Below are 21,515 nucleotides of genomic sequence, written 5' to 3'. Positions count from 1 at the left end.
GTACTAATCGGCCGAGGACTTACCAACAAAGAAGCTACGCGTCCACTGTGCGGTATCTGAAACAACACACAGATCACCGAGAAGACAGACACGAGGAAACCCCTTTTATGTTGGGGGTGGGTATCGGGTTTGGCTCTCTGTGTGGATAGTTTCATAGAGTTACGGCGGCTATAGCGGTGGGGAAACGCCCGGTCCCATTCCGAACCCGGAAGCTAAGGCCACCAGCGCCGATGGTACTGCACTCGACAGGGTGTGGGAGAGTAGGACACCGCCGGAACATCCTTCACGATAGGGGACCCAGAACTGGGTCCCCTATCGTCGTTTTTGTACCTATATCTATGCCGTGCTCGGGCCCGACCGCCGTCACGTGATTGAATTCAGGGGTTCGACAACCTCTGGCCGAACTCTAGAAAGGGGCCACCGTGTCGGAACAGAACGACGGCCGGAAGTCCTTCCGGCAAGGAGGCCCCGACCGCGATCGAGGCAGTGCCTCTCGCGGCTCTTCCGACCGAGGTGACTCCAGCGAACGGCGCGGTTTCAAACGTAGCGGCGACTCGACCCGAAGTGGCTCGAATGACCGCGGCGACTTCAACCGCAGCAACGATTCCAACGACCGCAGCTCCGGCGACCGCGGTGGTTTCAAGCGCAGCAGCTCCGGCGAGCGCGGCGACTCCGGAAGTCGTGGCGGCTCCAACCGCGGTGCCGATGATCGCGGCGGTTTCAACCGCGGCGGCGCCGGTGGTCGCAGTGGTTTCGAGCGCGGCGACTCCGGTCAGCGCGGTGATTCCGGTGAGCGTGGTTTCAACCGTGGCGGTTCGGGCGAGCGCAGTGGATTCAAGCGCTCCAGTGATTCCGGTGACCGCGGTGGTTTCAGCCGTGGCGGCTCCGGTGACCGCGGTGGTTTCAACCGGGGCGGCTCCGGCGAACGCGGCGGGTTCAACCGCAGCGGCGATTCGGGCCGACGCGGCGATGCAGGTGATCGTGGTGGCTCGGGCGAGCGCGGCCGTTTTGATCGGGGCGATTCCAGCGATCGTGGTGGTTTCAGCCGTGGCGGTGATTCCGGTGAGCGCCGTGGCTTCAAACGCGGCGGCGATTCCGGACAGCGCAGTGACTCCGGCGATCGAAGTGGTTTCGGCCGTAGCGGTTCCGGGGACCGTAGCGGTTCCAACCGCGGTCCCGGCGACCGCGGTGGTTTCAGTCGCGGCGGTTCGGGTGAGCGCGGCGGTTTCAACCGTAGTGACTCGGGTGAGCGCGGTGGTTTCAAGCGTGGCGGTGACTCCGGTCAGCGCGGCGACGTGAACGAGGGCGCCGGGTTCAAGCGACGCGATGACGCCGGTCAGCGCGGCGGTTTCAACCGTGGCGGTGACTCTGGTGGTCGCGGTGACTCCGGTCAGCGCGGTGGCTGGAACCGTGGCGACGACCCGCAGGATCGCCGTCGGGGTGGTGAAGGCGCACGTGCCGGGACCGGTTCGGCTGAGCGACGCGCACCGCGTCCCGAAGAACCCGATCTGCCCGATGACGTCCAGGCCACCGACCTCGAAACCGAGGTGCGCCGCGACCTGTTGAGCCTGGACAAGGGCAACGCCGAAACCGTGGCCCGGCATCTCGTGATGGCGGCCCGACTCATCGACGACGACCCGCGTCTCGCCTTGGCCCACGCACGGGCGGCGCGCCAACGTGCGGGCCGTATCGCCGTGGTCCGCGAAACTGCGGGCGTCACCGCTTACCACGCGGGTGAATGGGCCGAAGCCCTTTCCGAGTTGCGCACCGCCCGCCGGATGTCCGGCGGTTCCGGTCTGCTCGCCGTCATGGCGGACTGCGAACGCGGCCTCGGTCGCCCCGAGCGCGCCATCGAACTGGGGCGCAGCGATGAGGCCCGCGCCCTGCGCGGTGACGAGGCCACCGAACTCCGCATTGTGGTCGCCGGTGCCCGCATGGACCTCGGCCAATACGACCAGGCCGTAGTCACCTTGCAGACCTCGGACCTCGACCCCTCCCGCACCGGCTCCGCCGCCGCCCGCCTCTTCTACGCTTATGCCGACGCCCTGGTCGCGGCGGGCCGCACGGCCGAGGGACTCACCTGGTTCCTCAACGCAGCCTCCGCCGACCTCGATGGTGAAACCGACGCCGAGGAACGCGCCGAGGAACTGACCGGCGACGCCGAGCTGTAGGGCACAGCGGCTGGGACTCGACCCGAAGAGTTCGTCGACTCAGGTCGCACGTGCAGAAGGGATCCAGTCGGCCGCAAGGGCATGGAATGCGGGCGCAGGTGCCCGGGTTTTGTCGGAAGCGGCGGCACAGTTTCACGTCGGGCCTGTCCAACGAAGGCGTGGCTTCTGAGATTGTGTACGGCCCTGCCCAATATCCGCCAGTTCTGGTCTGCTCGTCGTCGGGGCTGACTGCGAACGCGGTCTCGGTCGTCGGCGAACGTCCATCGAAGTCGGCTGCGAGTCGCGGAAACACGGTGGTCGGTGTTGCGCAACACGCTGGCTATGCGACGTTGCACGTCGCGCTGGCAAATTCGAGTGTGTGCTCGAAATGGGCTTGCGGCATACGGTCGGTCGACGCCGTCATTTTTCCTGTCGGCGGACTGGCGTAGGGTTCGGGAAAGTGTCGGTCGGTTACGTGGAGTGAGAGTGGTGTGAAGCGGCTACGAGAGCGGTATGAAGCCCTGCTGCTGGATCTGGACGGCACGCTGTATCGCGGGCCCGAGGTGATCGAGGGCGCGCCGGAGGCGTTGGCGGATTCCGTTGTGGCACAGCGGCTTGTCTATGTCACGAATAATGCGAGTCGTGGTCCTGATGTGGTTGCGCGACATTTGGCCGAGCTGGGATTCGCGGCGGAAACCGATGATGTCGTGACCAGTGCGCAGGCCGCGGCACGGTTGTTGGCGGAGCGGCTCGATCTCGGGGCAACGGTGTTGATCGTCGGCACCGATGACCTGGCCAAGGAGGTCGAAGCGGTCGGGCTGCGTTCGATCCGGCGTTTCAATGGCGCTGCGCCCGCTGCTGTCGTACAAGGACATTCACCCGAAACCGCCTGGCCGGATCTCGCGGAGGCGGCCTACGCGCTGAGCGCCGACGCATTGTGGGTTGCCGCCAATACCGATAAGACGCTGCCGAACGAGCGCGGCCTCGCGCCCGGCAACGGTGCCATGGTCGCCGCGCTGCGCGCCGCCTCCGGCAGAGAGCCGGTAGTAGCGGGCAAACCCTATGCGCCACTGCTCGAGGACGCCTTGGTGCGCGCCGGAACGCGCAGCGCGCTGGTCGTGGGCGACCGCCTGGACACCGATATCGAGGGCGCCAACCGCGTCGGCCTCGAATCGTTGCTGGTCCTGACCGGCGTGAGCACCCTCGACGAACTACGCGACGCCCCGGCGGACCTGATCCCGACCTACGTCTCGGCGTCATTGGACGCACTGAACCATCCGCCGGTCGAGGACGAGGCGACCGACCTCGCCGACGACTTGGCGCAACGCTTACGGCGTAACCCGGGACGAGCCGTAAGGGTGCGGGCGTCCGGTTCGGAAATCCGATAGCGTTGACCTCACGATGACTACTCCGATGCCACGCCCCAACGGCCCCGGCTCCGGCTCGAACGGACCGCGCCCCGGCCCACCGCTGCCCGGCCAGCATCTGCCGGGTGCACAGGGACGCCCGGAGCCTGCCGATCCGACGCGGATCCGCGCCGAGATCGACAGTCTGCTCGCCGAACTCGACGCTCGTCCGGCCTGGACCGGCCTGGCGGCGCCCCCTCCGACAGACTCCGATTCCGGCGCCGATATCACCCGGCGCGCCCGCATCCTGGAGCAGGCACATGAGGTGCTCGTACAGGCACTGGCCACGGTGGACAAGATCTGAGGTGGCCAGGCGCGCGCGGGTGGACGCCGAATTGGTTCGCCGCGGATTGGCGCGATCGCGTGAACATGCGGTCGAGTTGATCGGTGCGGGCCGCGTCCTGATTGCTGGAACGGTCGCCGTGAAGCCTGCGACCGCGGTGGAGACGGGCACGCCATTGATCGTGCGTGAGGAGCCCGACGAGGTGTCGTGGGCGTCGCGTGGTGCGCACAAGCTGCTCGGCGCGCTCGAGGCATTCGAACCCCAGGGCTTGACAGTTGCGGGGAAGCGCTGTCTGGATGCTGGTGCCTCGACCGGAGGCTTTACCGATGTACTGCTTTCCAGGCAGGCGCGTGAGGTCGTCGCCGTCGATGTCGGTTATGGCCAGCTGATCTGGCGGCTGCAGAACGATGACAGGGTGCGGGTTCTCGATCGCACCAATGTCCGCGTCATCACCCCAGAATCCATCGGCGGCACGGTAGACCTCGTCGTCGGCGATCTGTCGTTCATCTCGCTGAATCTGGTGCTTCCCGCACTCGCGGCCTGCACCGCAGCGGGGGCCGACCTGTTGCCTATGGTCAAACCCCAGTTCGAGGTGGGCAAGGAGCGAGTAGGCTCCGGCGGTGTGGTGCGGGATCCCGAATTGCGCGCGGAAGTAGTGCGCGATGTCGCGGCGGCCGCCGCCGAATTGGGCTTGCGCACCGTCGGGGTGGTGGCCAGCCCGCTGCCCGGCCCATCGGGCAATGTCGAATACTTTGTGTGGCTGCGTAAAGACGGGCAGTTCGAGTACGACGGCGAGCAGGTCGCGCTGCTCGTCGAACGTGCGGTTGAGGAGGGTCCACAGTGAACGCGCTGACGCCGGCCGAATCCAGAGAGATTCTGCTGGTTTCGCATCCGGGCCGGGCGGAGATCATCGAAACCGCCCATCGCGTGGCGAAGATATTCGCAGATGCGGGCATCGGGCTGCGCGTGCTCGCGGACGAGGCGGACAGCACCCGATTCGACTGTGAGTCCGACACCGCGAGCGGGACAGCCGTCGCGGAACCGGGCGGATACCCGGCACGCGTGGTCGAACACTGCCCGGACGCGGCGGTCGGCTGCGAGATGGTGCTCTCGCTCGGCGGTGACGGCACCTTCCTGCGCGCAGCAGAATTGGCCAGGCCAGCGGGGGTGCCGGTGCTCGGAATCAACCTGGGTCGCATCGGTTTCCTCACCGAGGCCGAGGCCGAACACCTCGATGAGGCGTTGGCCAGCGTGGTCCGCGGCGACTACCAGCTCGAGCATCGGATGACCATCGACGTGAACGTCCGGGTGGACGACGAGATCGTCGAAACCGGTTGGGCGCTCAATGAAGCCAGTATCGAGAACGCCTCGCGTATGGGTGTGCTCGAGGTGGTCCTGGAGGTCGACGGGCGTCCGGTTTCGCAATTCGGCTGCGACGGCATCCTCATCTCCACACCGACCGGATCTACCGCCTACGCGTTCTCCGCGGGCGGCCCGGTGGTGTGGCCGGAACTCGAAGCGCTGCTGGTGATTCCGAGTAATGCGCACGCCCTGTTCGCGCGGCCGCTGGTGACCAGTCCGGAGTCCAGGATCGCGGTCGAATCCGTTGCGGCTGGCCATGATGCGATAGTTTTCCTGGATGGCAGGCGCACCCTGGCATTGCCGAAGGGTGGACGGCTCGAGGCGGTCCGCGGTGGCGAACCGGTGCGGTGGGTGCGGTTGGATTCCGCGCCGTTCGCCGACCGGATGGTGCGCAAATTCCAATTGCCCGTGACAGGCTGGCGTGGCCGACGGCGAACGGAGATCACACGTGCTGACAGAGATCAGGATTGACGGGCTTGGCGTCATATCCACGGCTACCGCGCAATTCCATGAGGGTCTGACGGTTCTGACCGGTGAGACCGGTGCCGGTAAGACGATGGTAGTGACCAGTCTGCACCTGCTCAGCGGGGCACGGGCCGATGCGGGACGTGTCCGGTTGGGTGCGGAACGGGCCGTGGTCGAGGGACGGTTCACCGTCGACGAGGTGAATACGACCGCGCAGAAGCAAGTGCAGGAAGTCCTGGAATCGGCTGCGGCCGAACGCGATGACGACGGCAGCATCATCGCGATCCGCACCGTCGGCAGTGATGGACGCTCCCGTGCGCATCTCGGGGGGCGCGGTGTACCAGCTTCTGTCCTCGCCGATTTCACCGCGCCGTTGTTGACTGTGCACGGTCAGAACGACCAACTGCGGCTGCAGCGTCCGGATCAGCAGCTGTCGGCGCTGGATCAGTTCGCCTCCGGTGCGGTCGGTTCACTGCTGCGTAAGTACCAGGTGCAGCGGCGATCCTGGCTCGACGCCCGCAATGAGCTGGTCGAACGTACTGCGCGCAGTAGGGAACTCGCGCTGGAGGCCGACCGGCTGAAGCATTCGCTAGCCGAGATCGATGCCATCGCACCGGAACCCGGTGAGGATGAGCGCATAGTCGACGAGGTGCGTAGGCTCAGCGATCTGGATTCGCTGCGTGAGGCCGCCGCGATCGCGCACGATGCCTTGGCCGGTCCCGCTGATTCGCCCGAAGACGGTTCGGGCGCACTGGAATTGCTCGGCGCCGCGCGTGCCCGCATCGAATCGGCCCACGATCCGGCACTGACCGCGCTCGGGCCGCGGCTCGATGAGGCCATCGCGGTGGTCGTCGATCTGACCACCGAACTCAGTGGCTATCTTTCGGATTTGCCTTCGGACCCGGGCGCTTTGGATTCGCTGCTCACCCGGCAGGCGGAATTGAAATCGCTGACCCGCAAGTACGCGCCGGATATCGATGGGGTGATCGCGTGGGCGGCTGAGGCGCGCACCCGTCTCGGTTCGCTCGATGTCTCCGAAGAGGCGTTGGCCGCGCTGGCGGCGGAGGTGGATATCGCCGCGGACCGCGTTTGTGAGGCAGCGCGCAAATTGACTGCGGCGCGTACCAAGTCGGCGGGCAAGCTGGCTTCCGCGGTGAGCGCCGAACTCGGTGGGCTCGCGATGGGTAAGGCGAAGCTCGAGGTCGTGGTGCGGCCGGTGCCCGCGAGTCCGCAGGATTCCGCGCCACTGACGGTGGATGGGCAGGAATTGCATGCGGGTTCGACCGGTGTCGACGAAGTGGAATTCCGGTTGTCCGCGCATTCCGGCGCGCAGTCATTGCCGTTGAGCAAGAGCGCATCCGGTGGTGAGCTCTCGCGCGTGATGTTGGCACTCGAAGTGGTGCTCGCCAGTTCGGATCACGGCGCGACCATGGTGTTCGATGAGGTCGATGCCGGTGTCGGTGGCCGGGCCGCGGTCGAGATCGGCCGTCGGCTGGCACGGCTCGCGCGCACCCATCAGGTGATCGTGGTGACACACCTGCCGCAGGTCGCGGCATTCGCCGACACCCATCTCGTGGTGGACAAGTCCGATGACGGCAAGGGCAAGGTCAACAGCGGTGTCCGGGCATTGACCAAGGATGAGCGCGTCATCGAATTGGCCCGCATGCTGGCCGGTCTCGATGACACCGAAACCGGCCGAGCTCACGCCGAGGAACTGCTCGAAACCGCCCGCGCCGAACGCGCCCTCGCCTGACGGGGTCAGCGCAGGGCTTTTTGGGCGCCCTTGATGAACTGGTTGATGAGGTTCTTCAGGCCCAATTCCAGAACCTTCGCGGGAACGGGAAGGCTGGGCTCGGACTCCATCGTGTAGGAGACCAAGGTGCCGTTGTCGGCGTCGGTGAAGGTGATGGTGCCGACGTGCCGTTTCACCGGGACACCCTTGATGATCTTGTATTCCATCAATTCGCCGGGAACGAGCTTGGTGGTCTCCTCGACGAAGCCGACGCCGGCCTTGCCGATGAGGTATTGCGCACCGACGCCATTCGGGGTGGGCGATCCGGGGGTCTTCAGGGTGAAATCGACCGGGATGTAGGGGTTGATGCCATCGCGCTCGGTGAAGAACTTGTAGACGACATCGCGTGGTGCCGCGATCACGGCGTCGACGGTGCTGCTGACCATGGTGTCTCCTCTTCGAGATATCTGTGACCCGCAGCATACGGGTACTGGTCGGTGCGCTCCCTGCGCGGCGTGGTGTTCGTGTTATCACAGTGACGAATGTGATTGGTGATGCGGCGCGCCTCCACCAATGGTTGAGGGTTTGCGGCCAGGATCGGCCCCATGAAGATGTTGGCGTTGTTGTCGAAGAGCACCGAAGTGCTACCGGGGCTGACCGGGGTGGCTCGGGTTGACCGCAACACCAGGCGTCTGCTGAAGCGGGTCGGGCCCGGTGATGTCGTAATACTCGATGAGATGGATCTGGATCGGTTCACCGCCGATCGGTTGGTCGAGGCGGGCGTGGCCGCGGTGGTGAATACTTCGCCATCGATATCCGGTCGCTACCCCAATCTGGGACCGGAAGTATTGGTCGCCCACGGAATCCTGCTGCTGGACACTGTCAGTTCGGATGCCTTCCGGATCAAGGACGGCACCAAGGTCCGCATAGACGAGGGCGTCGTCTACTCCGACAAGCTGGTCAAGAAGGAGCCCGAGGTCCTGGTCACGGCCATCCAGCTGACCGAAGCCGATATCGCCGAGCGGATGATCGCGGCGCGCAACGGCCTCGCCGATCATCTGGAGGCATTCGCGGGCAACACCATCGAATTCATTCGCACCGAGAGTGCGCTGCTCATCGACGGTATCGGGGTGCCGGAGCTGGAGCTGGACATGAAGAATCGGCATGTGGTCGTGGTGGCCGACGGCCCGGACCATGCGGACGATCTCAAGCGACTAAAGCCGTTCATCAAGGAGTATGCCCCGATCATGGTCGGCGTGGGCCGTGGCGCGGACACCTTGATGAAGCAGGGCTACCGCCCCGATCTGATCGTCGGCGACCCGGACGACATCACCACCGCCACCTTGAAGTCCGGTGCCGAGATGATCCTGCCCGCCGATACCGATGGCCACGCCAAAGGTCTGGAGCGCATCCAGGATCTCGGCATCGGCGCGACGACCTTCCCTTCATCCGGCGCACCTGCCGACCTGGCCCTGCTGCTGGCCCACCATCACGGCGCATCGCTCATCGTGACCGCCGGTGCCGCCGCCTCACTGGACGATTTCTTCGACCGCGGTCGCCGCGACAGCAATCCGGCGACCTTCCTCACCCGACTGAAAATCGGCACCGAACTCATGGATGCCAAGGCCGTCGCCACGCTCTATCGAAACCGGGTGTCCGGCACCGCCATCGCGATGGTCGTACTCGCCGCCCTGGTCGCGGTGATCGTGGCGATGCTCGCCTCGAATATGGGGACCGAGGCAGTGGAGTGGGCCGCCGATACCTGGAATCGGTTCGATCTCTGGGCACGCGGCCTAGCCGGTGCGGGAGGCAACCGATGATTTCGATTCGGCAGCATGCGGTTTCGATTGTCGCGATCTTCCTGGCCCTCGCCCTCGGCGTGGTGCTCGGGTCACAGACCGTGGCGGCGGACCTGCTGTCCGGATTGCGCGCGGATAAAACAGATCTGCGCAAACAGCTCGACGTGACCAACGATCGGAACCGGCGCCTCGGCGATGAAATGAATGCCGCGGACCGATTCATCGCCGGATCGGCGGGGCGCATCCTCGGCGGCACGCTGACCGATCGCAGCGTCGTGCTGTTCACGACCCCCGATGCCGAACCCGCCGATGTCGAGGCCGTCGCAAGAGATCTGGAAACCTCGGGTGCCACCGTGACCGGCCGCATCGCACTCACCGATGCCTTCCTCGACGCCGCCGAGGGTGACCGGATGCGCACCGCGGTCACCAATGTCATTCCCGCGGGCGCGCAGCTGCGCACCGGTCAGGTGGATCAGGGCAGTATGGCGGGGGATCTGCTCGGCCTGGTGCTGCTGCTCGATCCGGCGAGCGCGCAACCGCGCAGCACCCCGCAGGAGTTGAGTCTGGTGCTGGAGACGTTGCGCGGCGGCGGGTTCCTCGCCTACGGCGACACTCCGACGCAGGTCGCGGATCTCGCCGTGGTCGTCACGGGCGACGGCGCGAAGTCCGGCGAGAACAGTCAAGGCAGCAATATCGCCCGATTCGCAGGCGCTCTGCGTGGGCGCGGTGCTGGTGTGGTGCTCGCGGGTCGGTCCGGCGCCGCCGACAATCCGGGCCCGCTCGCGATCATTCGTTCCGATGCCGCGCTGGCCACGGCCGTCACCACCGTCGACAATCTCGATCGCGATATCGGTCGCGTCACCACCGTGCTCGGCCTGAGCGAGCAGCTCAACGGCGGTGCGGGCCGATACGGAACCGGCACCAAGGCGACCTCCCTCACACTCGTCGCGCCGCCCGCGAGCTGATCCGCTCGACCCGCACTGCCCCGTGCTGCGAACATGGCGCACGGACTGAATCCGATCAATGGCAGCGACTCGGTGGCAAACGTGCGTGGTGTGTGATCAGACCAGCAATTTCGTGTTACCGTGAAGACCCGTGGGTCATACACGGAATCAGGCGCGAACGGCCACGAAGCACATCTTCGTCAGCGGTGGTGTCGCCTCCTCATTGGGTAAGGGTCTTACCGCCTCCAGCCTCGGTCAGTTGCTGACCGCGCGCGGACTGCGGGTGACCATGCAGAAACTCGACCCGTACTTGAACGTCGATCCGGGCACCATGAATCCGTTCCAGCACGGAGAAGTGTTCGTCACCGAAGACGGCGCGGAGACCGATCTCGATGTCGGCCACTACGAGCGGTTCCTCGATCGCGACCTGTCCAAGGACGCGAATGTGACTACCGGGCAAATCTATTCGTCGGTGATCGCCAAGGAGCGCCGGGGCGAATACCTCGGTGACACGGTGCAGGTGATCCCGCACATCACCGATGAGATCAAGAGTCGCATCCTGGCGATGCAGGGCCCGGATCTACAGGGGCAGGTGCCCGATGTGGTGATCACCGAAATCGGTGGCACCGTCGGCGATATCGAATCGCAGCCGTTCCTCGAGGCCGCGCGCCAGATCCGCCACGATGTGGGCCGGGACAATGTGTTCTTCCTGCACGTATCGCTGGTGCCCTACCTCGCGCCATCGGGTGAGCTCAAGACCAAGCCGACCCAGCATTCGGTGGCGGCGCTGCGCAATATCGGTATCCAGCCCGACGCGCTGATCCTGCGTTGTGATCGCGAGGTGCCGCAGGCGCTCAAGAGCAAGATCGCGCTGATGTGCGACGTGGATGTGGACGCGTGCATCTCTACCCCGGACGCGCCGTCGATCTACGACATCCCCAAGGTGCTGCACCGTGAGGGCCTGGACGCCTATGTAGTGCGCCGGCTCGGGCTGCCGTTCCGGGACGTGGACTGGACCGTGTGGGGTGATCTGCTGGATCGGGTGCACCAGCCGCGGGAGACGGTCGAGGTCGCACTGGTCGGCAAGTACGTCGATCTGCCCGATGCGTATCTGTCGGTGACCGAGGCGTTGCGCGCGGGCGGATTCGCCTCGCGGGCCAAGGTGAATATCCGCTGGGTGCAGTCCGATGAGTGCGAGACCCCGTCGGGTGCGCAGGCCGCACTGCGCGATGTGGACGCGGTGCTGATTCCGGGCGGGTTCGGTATCCGCGGTATCGAGGGCAAGGTCGGCGCCATCAAATATGCGCGGATCAGGGGGCTTCCGCTGCTGGGCCTGTGTCTGGGTCTGCAGTGTGTGGTCATCGAGGCCGCGCGTTCGGTCGGTCTGGCGGAGGCCAATTCGGCCGAATTCGAGCCGGACACACCGCATCCGGTGATTTCCACCATGGCCGATCAGAAGGAGATCGTCGCCGGTGAGGCCGATCTCGGCGGCACCATGCGTCTCGGCGCCTACCCGGCGACGCTGCAGAAGGGGTCGGTGGTAGCGCAGGCCTACGGCACCGACCAGGTCTCCGAGCGGCACCGGCATCGCTACGAAGTCAACAACGCCTACCGCGACAAGATCGCCACCAGCGGTTTGAAATTCAGTGGTACCTCACCGGACGGGCATCTGGTCGAATTCGTCGAGTTGCCCGCGGATAGGCATCCGTTCTTCGTGGCCACCCAGGCGCATCCGGAGCTCAAGAGCCGCCCCACCCGGCCGCATCCGCTGTTCGCGGCGCTGATCGCGGCGGCACTGAAATATAAACTGGCCGAGCGGCTTCCGGTCGATATCCCGGACGAAGAGTTCGCGAACGCAGATCAGGCGTCGTAGATGAGTGATAACGGGGGAGCCCAGCCGGGCAGCCACGATTTCGAGACCGTGGCGAGCAAGACCATGTACAGCGGTGCCATCCTCGCGTTGCGGCTCGACCAAGTGGCCATGCCGGGCGGACGCGTCGTCGAGCGCGAGGTGATCGAACATCATGCGGCGGTTGCGGTCGCGGCCATCGATGATGCCGACAATGTGGTGTTGATCAGACAGTATCGGCATCCGATCGGTCAGCGGCTGCTCGAGCTGCCCGCCGGACTGCTCGATGTGCCCGGCGAGGATCCGCTGGCTGCGGCCAAGCGTGAATTGGCCGAGGAGACCGGACTGGCCGCCAGGGAATGGTCGGTCTTGGTGGATGTCGCGCTCTCGCCCGGATTCACCGATGAGGCGCTGCGGGTATACGCCGCTCGGGGCCTGTACGAAACCGACCGGCCGGAGCCGGAATTGGAGGAGGCGGACCTGGAATTGGTCCGACTGCCGGTGGAGGAGGCTGTGCGGGCTGCATTGGCCGGTGAGATCGTCAATGCCACGGCCGTCGCCGGTCTGCTCGCGCTCGCGGCCGCCAGGGCGAGCGGGGCGCAGTTGCGACCGGCCGACGCGCCATGGCCGGGGCAGCCCACCGCGTTCCTGCGCCGCAAGGCGCAGCGGCAGTCCGCGGACTGACGGGTCTGGGCGGTGCTCGCACGGGAGGTGGACGCCTACCTCGATCATCTTGCGGTCGAGCGCGGCGCCGCCCGCAACACCCTCGGTGCGTACCGTCGCGATCTCGATCGGTATCGGGATTTCCTGACCTCGCGCGGGATTACGGCGCTGGAACAAATTTCCGAATCCGATGTCGCGGAGTTCACGATGGTGCTGCGGGCGGGTGGGCAGACGCACCCGCCCCTTGCCGCGAGTTCGGTCGCTCGTGCGCTGATCGCAGTGCGCGGGCTGCATCGCTTCGCCGCGGCGGAGGGCGTGACGAGTGCCGATGTCGCACATGCGGTGAAGCCGCCGACCCCCGGACGGCGGTTGCCGAAAGCGCTGCCTTACGACCAGGTGTTGCGGTTGCTGGAGGCCGCGGGGGGCGGGTCGATCGGTGATGCGAACGGGGCCGGAGCCGATGGTGGGCCGCGCGGATTGCGTGATCGGGCGCTGCTCGAGCTGTTGTATTCGACCGGGGCGCGGATTTCGGAGATGGTCGGACTCGATGTGGACGACCTCGATGCCGAGGAGCGGGCTGTTGTATTGCACGGCAAGGGCGGCAAGCAGCGCATGGTTCCGATCGGCAGGCCCGCGCTGGCGGCCGTCGATGCGTATTTGGTGCGGGGGAGGCCGGTGCTCGCCGTGAACGGGAAAGGGACTGCGGGCGCGCTGTTTCTGAATGCACGCGGCGGTCGGTTGTCACGGCAGAGTGCCTGGCAGGTTTTGCAGACCGCCGCTGAGCGGGCTGGTATCGGAGCCACGGTTTCGCCGCATACGCTGCGTCATTCCTTCGCAACGCATTTGCTCGACGGGGGTGCGGATGTGCGCGTGGTTCAAGAACTTCTGGGACATGCTTCGGTGACGACCACTCAGATCTACACATTGGTCACTGTGAACACGCTTCGTGAGGTTTGGGCCACCGCTCATCCGCGCGCTCGCTGACTCTGTGCCTTGCGCAGGATTTTGCGCGCCGAGTTCGGGTTAGCCCGACGGATCCGTGTGCGGTGTACAAAACGTGCGCAGAGCGTATCGACCGGGAAGAAATGGGACTACGGTCCGGTTGTGTTGGATGCGGGATCGGGTGGTCTCGGCATGCCGATGTGAGGTGAGTTGGATGGCAAGGGCTTTCATCGTTCAGGAGCGCGATGTCGAGGCGGTATCGCTGCCCGGCGGCGGTTCGTTCCAATTGCTCGAGGACAGTGTGAACACCGACGGGCTGTTCGGAGCGAATCGGCTTGTCCTGCAGGCTGGCGCGGATGGGACCAGGCCGCACCATCACACGAAGTCAACGGAAATCTTCTATGTCCTGGACGGGACAATGGAATTCCTCGTCGACGGCGAACGTCATGCGGTCGCGAAGGGTGGTCTGGTGGTGGTTCCGCCGGGTATTGTGCATGCCTTCGGGGCCTCCGTGGACGGTCCCGCCGAGTTCTTCGCGGTACTCACACCAGGTATCGTCCGGTTCGAGTACTTCCGGCAACTCGGTCGTATCGCTCGGGGTGAGGCGGATTGGGACAGTATGGATGAACTCCACGATCGGTTCGACGTCCATTTCGACGGCGGACCGGATTGGCGCTAGGGGAGCGGATGCCCGCGCAGGTAAACGCGGGTGTCGCGTGTCCGAGCGTGGGTCTTGCGCTGTCAAGCGGTAGCGTCTATCGAGAGCTGGACCGTGCGAAAGTTAGGTCGGGCCTGATCGGCCTCGCTACGCTCGGGCAGATGATGCCGGAGGCGGCGAAGGCAACGGGCAGGAACGTATAAGGAGCAGCGGATCGTGACGACAGCCGGTGCGGCAGAGCCGCCGATGAGTGCTGGGGCGCAGCCGCTTACGGGTCCCCGAACGGGTCCGTACTCGGCAGCCGCGGCGGAAACGCTGTGGGGCGACGGCGCCGAACCCGTCCCCGAGGACGCGACGCTCGGTCCGACCGGGCGCCCGCTGCGTGTCGTGCCCGAACCTCCGCCGATCGAGCATCACGGTGATGCGCTGATCGTCGCGATGTGCAATCAGAAGGGTGGCGTCGGCAAGACTACCTCGACCATAAACCTGGGCGCCGCGCTCGCGGAGTGCGGTCGGCGGGTGCTGTTGGTGGATTTGGATCCGCAGGGTGCGCTGTCGGCGGGATTGGGTGTGGCCCTTCACGATCTCGATCTGACCGTGCACAGCCTGCTTATCGGATCCAAGGTCTCGATCGACGATGTCCTGATGGAGACCCGGGTCGAGAATCTGGATCTGCTGCCGAGCAATATCGATCTGTCCGCCGCGGAAATCCAGCTGGTCAACGAGGTCGGCCGGGAGCAGACGCTGGGTCGCGCGCTGGAATCGGTGCGTGATCGCTACGACTACATCCTCATCGACTGCCAGCCATCGCTCGGCCTGCTCACGGTGAATGCGTTGGCCTGCTCCGATGGCGTGATCATTCCGATGGAGTGCGAGTACTTTTCACTACGCGGACTCGCCCTGCTCAACGACACAGTGGAGAAGGTGCGGGACCGCCTGAACCCGCGGCTGAGCCTGTACGGCATCGTTGTGACCATGTTCGATGCGCGGTTACTACATTCGCGTCAGGTCATGGCGCGGGTCGTCGAGGTATTCGGCGACCTGGTGTACGACACGGCGATCATGCGCACCGTGCGCTTTCCGGACGCCAGCGTCGCAGGTGAGCCCATCACTACGTGGGCACCGAAATCCAGTGGAGCCGAAGCATATCGGGCGATGGCGCGGGAAGTCATCCACCGGTCCGGCCGGTGATCGGCGGTACTGAACCGGCACCATCGACGAACACGGATACGCTCGGCTCGGAGTCTGATGAGTTCGTCGATCGGGACTCCGACGCCGAGCGTGCCGCTTCGACCGCGGATAATCCGCCAGGCAGAACTGGCGCCGAGGGCGAGCCGACGGCGCAGACATCCGGGTTCCAGCTGCGGCTGAGCAACTTCCAGGGGCCGTTCGATCTGCTGTTGAATCTGATCAGTTCGCGCAAGCTCGATGTCACCGAGGTCGCGTTGCATCAGGTGACTGACGAATTCATCGCCTACACAAAGGCATTGACCGCCAGCATCGGGCAGCAGGCATTGCGTGCGGACAAGATCCTGGATCAGACTACCGAATTCCTGGTGGTCGCCGCGACATTGCTGGATCTCAAGGCGGCGCGACTGCTGCCATCCGGTGAGGTGACCGACGCCGAGGACCTCGAACTGCTCGAGGCGCGCGATCTGCTCTTCGCCCGGCTGCTGCAGTACCGGGCGTTCAAACAGGTCGCTGAGTTGCTCGGGGAGCTGGAAGCGGTCGCGTTGCGGCGATACCCGCGCGCGGTCGGACTGGAGGAGCGCTACGCCGACCTGTTGCCCGAGGTTACGCTGGGAGTTGACGCAAACCAGTTCGCTGTGATCGCCGCAACGGCTTTCCGGCCGCGCCCGGCGCCGCGGGTCGGACTCGACCATCTGCACCAGCACGCCTTCTCGGTCGCCGAACAGGCCGCGCTCGTGCTCGAACAGCTCAAACTGCGCGGACCGGGCGGCTGGACGACCTTCGGCGAACTGGTCGCCGACTGCGAGATGCCGATCCAGATCGTCGCCCGCTTCCTGGCGCTGCTCGAGCTGTACCGGGGCAAGACGATCGAGTTCGACCAGCCCGACCCGCTCGGCCCGCTCTCGATCAGCTGGACCGGCGACCCCAAGGACGACACCGCCGACACCGTGACCATCGAGGAGGACTACGGGTGAGTGAGCGCACCGACGATGCGACACCCCTCGAGCACAACGGCATCGAGCGTGACGCCGCGATCGCGAGCGAGCTGGTCGATGGTGGTGCACTGATCGCGCAGAGCGACGACGCAGTAGGCGCGAGCGCGGTGAAGTCGCGCGACGAGGTGGCATCGTCGAGTGGTGAGCGCATCGAAGCCGCGCCAGATACGACCGCGCCAGGAACCGATGGCGGTGCCGCGGATTCGAGCGGCGACGACGCCGGGGATGCGGCGACCTCGAGCGACCCTGGACCAATTGAGACTGTAGGCAGCGCAATTGTCGACCGGGATTCCTCAGACACGGCTGAGCCGGGCCAGGGCGAGCAGGCATCGGTCGGAGTCGAGGGCGCCGCAGGACGCACCGATGCGCCGATGACGAGCGGTGGGGGCGAGGAACCCGCAGCTTCGGCAGGTGCGACCGTAAACAGTCCATTCGACGAGGCGAATTCCTCGGGCCCGGCCGAGTCGAACAGCAGCGAGCGGGCAGCGCCGAATGATGAGGATGACGCAGGCGTAGCGGGAGGAGCTGGCGAGACACCGCTGACCAGCGGTCGGGGCGCGGCGGCCGCAGGTTCGGCAAGGGTGAGGAAGGCCGCGCGTGCGACGAAGAGCAAAGAGATAGCCGGTTCCGACGACGAAGTGGCGGAGTTCACGCCCGAACCGCTCGATGACGATGAATTCCGGTCGGCGTTGGAGGCGGTGCTGCTCATTGTGGACGCTCCGGCCCCGGTAGAACTGCTGGCCGACGCGTTGCAGGACAAACCGGTGCGGGTGGAGCGGGCGCTGCACGAAATGGCGGCCGAACTGTCCGCGCGGGCCAGTGGCATCGATCTGCGTTTCGTGGGTGACGGGTGGCGCTTCTATACTCGCAGCGAGTATGCGCCGTATGTGGAACGGATGCTGCTCGACGGTGCCCGGTCGAAATTGACCAGGGCCGCTTTGGAAACATTGGCGGTGGTGGCATACCGCCAACCGGTGACCCGGACCAGGGTCAGCGCGGTGCGCGGCGTGAACGTCGACGGCGTGATGCGAACCCTGTTGGCTCGCGGATTGATCGCCGAGGCCGGGGTCGACCCGGAAACGAACGGCACGCAGTACTGCACGACCGAATTGTTCCTGGAGCGGATCGGACTCGCATCGCTGTCCGATTTGCCGCCACTGGCGCCCCTGCTGCCGGGCGTCGACCTGATCGATGAGATCAACGAGAGCCTGGACACGGACCCCCGTTACACCAGGCTGAGGAAATCCGCCGAGACCGATTTGGATCTCGGTACCGAAGAAGACTGACAGGACAATATGAATACGCCCGCTCGCCGAGATGGCACACCGGATCGTAGGACCAGAAGCGACCAGCCCCCCAGGGGCGGCGCAGGCCGAAACGCACGCGATATGCGTTCAGCCCAACGGGGAAGTACGCAGCGCGGGGCCGCATGGGGCGGTTCCGAGCGCGGCTCCTCGCAAGGGGGTTATCGGGGGAGTTCAGAAGGTAGCGATCGTGGTTACCGCGGTTCGTCGCAGGGCGAACAGCGTGGCTCCTCGCGTGGCGGCTACCGCGGAACCTCGCAGGGCGACAGTGGCCATCGTGGCTCGTCGCAGAGCGATAGTGGATATCGAGGTTCCGCCGAGCGCGGCTCCGATCGACGTGGCACGTTGCAGGGTGGCTCGGGTTATCGCGGTTCGTCGCAGGGCGAGAGCGGTTATCGGGGTTCGTCGCAGGGTGGCTCGGGTTATCGCGGTTCGTCGCAGGGCGAGAGCGGTTATCGGGGTTCGTCGCAGGGTGGCTCGGGTAATCGCGGTTCGTCGCAGGGCGGCTCCGATCATCGTGGTTCGCGCGGCGAGGCCAATCGTGGTGCCGCGCAAGGCGGTTCGGGCCCGCGTGCCTCCGGTTCGCGCGGCTATGCACCGGGAAGCCCTGCGCAGCAAGGTAATCCGTCGCGCCGCACAACGTCGGCCGCGCTGTCCGCGCCTGTCGGGAAGAAGCCCAAGAATCCGAAGCCGCAGAAGAAGGTCGTCTCCGCGCCGCTGCTGAGCAACGCCAAGCCGGCCAAGAAACAGCACGTCGACCAACCCGCCGAGGGCGGCCACGAGAAGTTGCCGTGGGGCGAAGGCGAGCGGCTGCAGAAGGTTCTCGCCAAGGCCGGTGTCGCCTCGCGCCGCGCCGCCGAGGAGATGATCGCCCAGGGCCGGGTCGAGGTCGACGGCGCGATCGTCACCGAACAGGGCCTGCGGATCGATCCGCAGCATGCCGTGGTCCGCGTCGACGGCACCCGCGTGATGGTGCGTGAGGAACTGGTCCATATCGCGCTGAACAAGCCCAAGGGCTGGCAGTCCACCATGTCCGACGATCTGGGCCGCCCGTGCGTCGGCGATATCGTCGCCGAACGCATCGCGGCCGGTCAGCGCCTGTTCCACGTCGGCAGGCTGGACGCAGACACCGAGGGGCTGCTGCTGCTCACCAATGACGGTGACCTCGCGCACCGGCTCATGCACCCGTCGTTCCAGGTGCCCAAGACCTATCTAGCGACGGTGAACGGTGAGGTGCACAAGTCGATCGGCAAGCGCCTGCGCGATGGTGTCGAACTCGACGACGGTCCGGCCAAGGTCGACAAGTTCCAGGTGCTCGAGCTGGGCGAGGGACGTTCGCTGGTCAAGATCGTGTTGCATGAAGGACGCAAGCACATCGTGCGCCGACTGCTCGATGCGGTCGGCCATCCGGTGACCCGGTTGGTGCGCACCAATATCGGTCCGGTCGCCTTGGGCGATCAACGGCCCGGCACGCTGCGCGTGATCGGCCGCGATGAAGTCGGCAAACTTTACGAGGCGGTGTCGTTGTGAACGGTGTAGAGATTCCCGTGGAGGTCCCTGCGATGGTTGAAGGCACCACGCCGCTGGTCGTTGCCATGGACGGGCCTTCGGGTACCGGCAAGTCCAGTGTGTCGCGGCGACTGGCAACCCGGCTCGACGCCAGTTACCTGGACACCGGTGCGATGTACCGCGTCGCGACGCTGCGGGTGCTGCGCGCCGGTGTCGAGTTGACCGATTCGGCGGCGATCGGTGCCGCGGTGAAGGAACTGCCGCTGACCATCGGCACCGATCCCAGCCGCGAGCTGATCCTGCTCGATGGTGAGGACGTCTCCTCCGAGATTCGCGGCAATGCCGTCACCAAGGCGGTGTCCGCGGTGTCGGCCGTTGCCGAGGTGCGCGAGCTGCTCGTTGCCCTGCAGCGTGAAATCGCTTCCGCCGCACAGCGAATCGTGGTCGAGGGGCGCGATATCGGCACCGTCGTGCTGCCGGATGCCGACGCCAAGATCTACCTCACCGCCTCGGCTGAGGCCCGCGCGCAGCGGCGCAACCAGCAGAACATCGCCGAAGGTCGCGGCGATGACTACGAGGGCGTACTCGCCGACGTGCAGCGTCGCGACACCCTCGACTCCACTCGCACGGTGTCCCCACTGCGTCCGGCCGACGACGCGGTGCAGGTCGACACCAGCGAACTGAATATGGATGAGGTCATCGACGAGCTGTATCGCGTTGTGGTGCGACAGGTTTCGATCGGCCGGACAGGTAGGACATTGTGAGCGAGCGAACCAAAGACACGGCAGTGTCACTCGTGACGGAGCCGAGCGCCGGCGAGGCGCAGTCATGAGTGAAGACGTTCTCGCGGGCGACGGCGTCTGGAGTGACGAATCCGATTGGGAGATAGCCGACCTCGACGGTGAGTTCGGCGAGGACGAACACCTCGCGATGCCGACGGTCGCGGTCGTCGGCCGCCCGAATGTCGGCAAATCGACGCTGGTGAACCGGATCCTCGGTCGCCGTGAAGCCGTCGTCGAGGATATTCCGGGCGTGACCCGCGACCGCATTTCCTATGAGGCGAACTGGGCGGGGCGCCGTTTCCTGGTGCAGGACACCGGTGGTTGGGAGCCCGACGCCAAGGGCCTGCAGCAGTCGGTCGCCCGCCAGGCCGAACTGGCGATGGAGACCGCCGATGCGATCCTGCTCGTGGTCGATGCCGTGGTCGGCGCGACGGCCACCGACGAGGCCGCGGTGAAGAAGCTGCGTCGCTCCAAGATTCCGGTGATCCTGGTCGCCAATAAGGTCGACGACGAACGCGTCGAGGCCGAAGCCGCCGCGCTGTGGTCGCTCGGTCTCGGTGAGCCGCGCATGGTCAGCGCCGCGCATGGTCGCGGCACCGGTGACCTGCTCGACGATGTCCTGGAAGTCCTCCCGGAGACCCCACGTGAGGGCACCGGCGGCACCGGCCCGCGCCGGGTCTCGCTGGTCGGCAAGCCCAACGTCGGCAAGTCCAGCCTGCTCAACAAGCTTTCCGGTGATGAGCGTTCGGTCGTGCACGATGTCGCGGGCACAACCGTCGACCCGGTCGATTCGCTGGTCGAATTGGGCGGCAAGATCTGGAAATTCGTCGATACGGCTGGTCTGCGTCGCAAGGTCTCCCATGCCAGCGGTATGGAGTTCTACGCATCGCTGCGGACCAAGGCGGCGCTGGAGGCCTCCGAGGTCGCGATCATGCTGATCGATGCCTCCGAACCGATCACCGAACAGGATCTGCGGGTGATCAGCATGGTCGCCGACTCCGGTCGCGCGCTCGTGTTGGCCTTCAACAAATGGGATCTGGTCGACGAGGACCGACGTCTGCAGCTCGACAAGGAAGTCGACCGGGATATGGTCCGGGTGCCGTGGGCTCAGCGCGTCAATATTTCCGCGCATACCGGACGTGCCGTCCAAAAGCTCGTGCCCGCAATGGAAACCGCGCTCGAATCGTGGGATAAGCGCATCCCTACCGGTCGGCTGAACAACTGGCTCAAGGAAGTCATCGCGGCGACGCCGCCGCCGATGCGCGGTGGTCGGTTGCCGCGCGTGCTGTTCGCCACGCAGGCCACCACCCGGCCGCCGACCTTCGTGCTCTTCACGACCGGGTTCTTGGAGGCGGGTTACCGCCGGTTCCTGGAGCGTCGCCTGCGTGAGGAGTTCGGCTTCGACGGTTCACCGGTTCGCATTTCGGTTCGCGTACGCGAGAAGCGGGAACGCAGGAAGTAGTCCTCGGAACGGACGTCGT

At 65.8% G+C, this 21,515-nt stretch carries 19 protein-coding genes and 1 rRNA gene; 19 read left to right on the top strand and 1 reads right to left on the bottom strand.

Features of this window, described 5'->3' with window-relative positions:
• The first annotated feature begins 160 nt into the window (after positions 1–160).
• The 7 genes from rrf to recN all read left to right on the top strand — a co-directional run bounded on the left by rrf (position 161) and on the right by recN (position 7,419).
• Positions 161–277: ribosomal RNA gene (rrf, locus tag ACIBJI_RS24840) — 5S ribosomal RNA — on the top strand.
• A 1,018-nt stretch (positions 278–1,295) separates the two neighbouring features.
• The gene (locus ACIBJI_RS24835; protein WP_397086137.1) at positions 1,296–2,171 is read left to right on the top strand and encodes a tetratricopeptide repeat protein; all 876 of its coding nucleotides are present in this window, start codon (positions 1,296–1,298) and stop codon (positions 2,169–2,171) included.
• Positions 2,172–2,641: 470 nt separating this feature from the next.
• A complete protein-coding gene (locus tag ACIBJI_RS24830) occupies positions 2,642–3,538 on the top strand; it encodes an HAD-IIA family hydrolase (protein ID WP_364354573.1) in 897 nt (298 codons plus the stop codon).
• Positions 3,539–3,551: 13 nt separating this feature from the next.
• Positions 3,552–3,860, top strand: coding sequence for a hypothetical protein (locus ACIBJI_RS24825; RefSeq protein ID WP_364354570.1), 309 nt, complete (start codon positions 3,552–3,554; stop codon positions 3,858–3,860).
• 1 nt (position 3,861) lies between these two features.
• Positions 3,862–4,683 carry a TlyA family RNA methyltransferase gene (locus ACIBJI_RS24820; RefSeq protein WP_364354567.1) on the top strand — a complete coding sequence of 274 codons (822 nt, stop codon included), beginning with the start codon at positions 3,862–3,864 and terminating at the stop codon, positions 4,681–4,683.
• On the top strand, positions 4,680–5,672 hold the full coding sequence (locus tag ACIBJI_RS24815; RefSeq protein ID WP_364354564.1) for an NAD kinase: 993 nt from the start codon (positions 4,680–4,682) through the stop codon (positions 5,670–5,672). Before ACIBJI_RS24820 ends, ACIBJI_RS24815 begins: the two co-directional genes overlap by 4 nt.
• Positions 5,650–7,419 carry a DNA repair protein RecN gene (gene recN / locus ACIBJI_RS24810; protein WP_364354561.1) on the top strand — a complete coding sequence of 590 codons (1,770 nt, stop codon included), beginning with the start codon at positions 5,650–5,652 and terminating at the stop codon, positions 7,417–7,419. Before ACIBJI_RS24815 ends, recN begins: the two co-directional genes overlap by 23 nt.
• Positions 7,420–7,424: 5 nt before the next feature.
• Here recN and ACIBJI_RS24805 read toward each other — a convergent pair whose 3' ends face one another.
• The gene (locus tag ACIBJI_RS24805; protein WP_364354558.1) at positions 7,425–7,844 is read right to left on the bottom strand and encodes an SRPBCC family protein; all 420 of its coding nucleotides are present in this window, start codon (positions 7,842–7,844) and stop codon (positions 7,425–7,427) included.
• 159 nt (positions 7,845–8,003) lie between these two features.
• Between ACIBJI_RS24805 and steA the strand changes: the two genes are divergently transcribed.
• The 12 genes from steA (at position 8,004) to der (ending at position 21,496) form a co-directional block, all read left to right on the top strand.
• Positions 8,004–9,218 (top strand): putative cytokinetic ring protein SteA, encoded by a 1,215-nt coding sequence (gene steA / locus ACIBJI_RS24800; protein WP_364354555.1) that lies wholly within the window; start codon positions 8,004–8,006, stop codon positions 9,216–9,218.
• On the top strand, positions 9,215–10,162 hold the full coding sequence (locus ACIBJI_RS24795) for a copper transporter (protein WP_396960537.1): 948 nt from the start codon (positions 9,215–9,217) through the stop codon (positions 10,160–10,162). The genes steA and ACIBJI_RS24795 overlap by 4 nt, the downstream gene beginning before the upstream one ends.
• A gap of 130 nt (positions 10,163–10,292) precedes the next feature.
• Complete coding sequence (locus ACIBJI_RS24790; RefSeq protein ID WP_396960538.1) at positions 10,293–12,014, top strand: CTP synthase; 1,722 nt, start codon at positions 10,293–10,295, stop codon at positions 12,012–12,014.
• On the top strand, positions 12,015–12,674 hold the full coding sequence (locus ACIBJI_RS24785; RefSeq protein WP_396960540.1) for an NUDIX domain-containing protein: 660 nt from the start codon (positions 12,015–12,017) through the stop codon (positions 12,672–12,674).
• A gap of 12 nt (positions 12,675–12,686) precedes the next feature.
• Complete coding sequence (gene xerD / locus ACIBJI_RS24780; protein WP_396960542.1) at positions 12,687–13,637, top strand: site-specific tyrosine recombinase XerD; 951 nt, start codon at positions 12,687–12,689, stop codon at positions 13,635–13,637.
• Positions 13,638–13,809: 172 nt separating this feature from the next.
• Positions 13,810–14,274, top strand: a complete 465-nt coding sequence (locus ACIBJI_RS24775) for a cupin domain-containing protein (RefSeq protein WP_364354541.1) — start codon at positions 13,810–13,812, stop codon at positions 14,272–14,274.
• A gap of 225 nt (positions 14,275–14,499) precedes the next feature.
• Positions 14,500–15,444: a ParA family protein gene (locus tag ACIBJI_RS24770; RefSeq protein WP_364354598.1), complete on the top strand. Its 945-nt coding sequence runs from the start codon at positions 14,500–14,502 to the stop codon at positions 15,442–15,444.
• Positions 15,445–15,614: 170 nt separating this feature from the next.
• Positions 15,615–16,418 carry a segregation/condensation protein A gene (locus tag ACIBJI_RS24765; RefSeq protein ID WP_364354595.1) on the top strand — a complete coding sequence of 268 codons (804 nt, stop codon included), beginning with the start codon at positions 15,615–15,617 and terminating at the stop codon, positions 16,416–16,418.
• A 638-nt stretch (positions 16,419–17,056) separates the two neighbouring features.
• Complete coding sequence (gene scpB / locus ACIBJI_RS24760) at positions 17,057–17,725, top strand: SMC-Scp complex subunit ScpB (RefSeq protein ID WP_396960561.1); 669 nt, start codon at positions 17,057–17,059, stop codon at positions 17,723–17,725.
• A gap of 363 nt (positions 17,726–18,088) precedes the next feature.
• Complete coding sequence (locus ACIBJI_RS24755; RefSeq protein WP_397086122.1) at positions 18,089–19,273, top strand: pseudouridine synthase; 1,185 nt, start codon at positions 18,089–18,091, stop codon at positions 19,271–19,273.
• 32 nt (positions 19,274–19,305) lie between these two features.
• Entirely contained in the window at positions 19,306–20,016 is a 711-nt protein-coding gene (gene cmk / locus ACIBJI_RS24750) for a (d)CMP kinase (RefSeq protein ID WP_364354532.1), read from the top strand.
• A gap of 64 nt (positions 20,017–20,080) precedes the next feature.
• Complete coding sequence (der, locus tag ACIBJI_RS24745; protein ID WP_364354529.1) at positions 20,081–21,496, top strand: ribosome biogenesis GTPase Der; 1,416 nt, start codon at positions 20,081–20,083, stop codon at positions 21,494–21,496.
• The last annotated feature ends 19 nt before the right edge of the window (positions 21,497–21,515 follow it).

The sequence above is a fragment of the Nocardia sp. NPDC050408 genome (genome assembly GCF_044458905.1).
Classification (GTDB): Bacteria; Actinomycetota; Actinomycetes; order Mycobacteriales; family Mycobacteriaceae; genus Nocardia.
Note: the sequence above shows the minus strand (reverse complement) of the source record. Positions and strands in the feature narration are given on the sequence as shown.

What these genes read in the sequence shown, in the direction of transcription:
- ACIBJI_RS24785 (WP_396960540.1), top strand. Translation starts at nt 12,015, where the DNA reads ATGAGTGATAACGGGGGAGCCCAGCCGGGCAGCCACGATTTCGAGACC.
- ACIBJI_RS24775 (WP_364354541.1), top strand. Translation starts at nt 13,810, where the DNA reads ATGGCAAGGGCTTTCATCGTTCAGGAGCGCGATGTCGAGGCGGTATCG.
- ACIBJI_RS24770 (WP_364354598.1), top strand. Translation starts at nt 14,500, where the DNA reads ATGAGTGCTGGGGCGCAGCCGCTTACGGGTCCCCGAACGGGTCCGTAC.
- ACIBJI_RS24805 (WP_364354558.1), bottom strand. Translation starts at nt 7,844, where the DNA reads ATGGTCAGCAGCACCGTCGACGCCGTGATCGCGGCACCACGCGATGTC.
- ACIBJI_RS24825 (WP_364354570.1), top strand. Translation starts at nt 3,552, where the DNA reads ATGACTACTCCGATGCCACGCCCCAACGGCCCCGGCTCCGGCTCGAAC.
- cmk (WP_364354532.1), top strand. Translation starts at nt 19,306, where the DNA reads ATGGTTGAAGGCACCACGCCGCTGGTCGTTGCCATGGACGGGCCTTCG.
- der (WP_364354529.1), top strand. Translation starts at nt 20,081, where the DNA reads ATGAGTGAAGACGTTCTCGCGGGCGACGGCGTCTGGAGTGACGAATCC.
- ACIBJI_RS24795 (WP_396960537.1), top strand. Translation starts at nt 9,215, where the DNA reads ATGATTTCGATTCGGCAGCATGCGGTTTCGATTGTCGCGATCTTCCTG.
- steA (WP_364354555.1), top strand. Translation starts at nt 8,004, where the DNA reads ATGAAGATGTTGGCGTTGTTGTCGAAGAGCACCGAAGTGCTACCGGGG.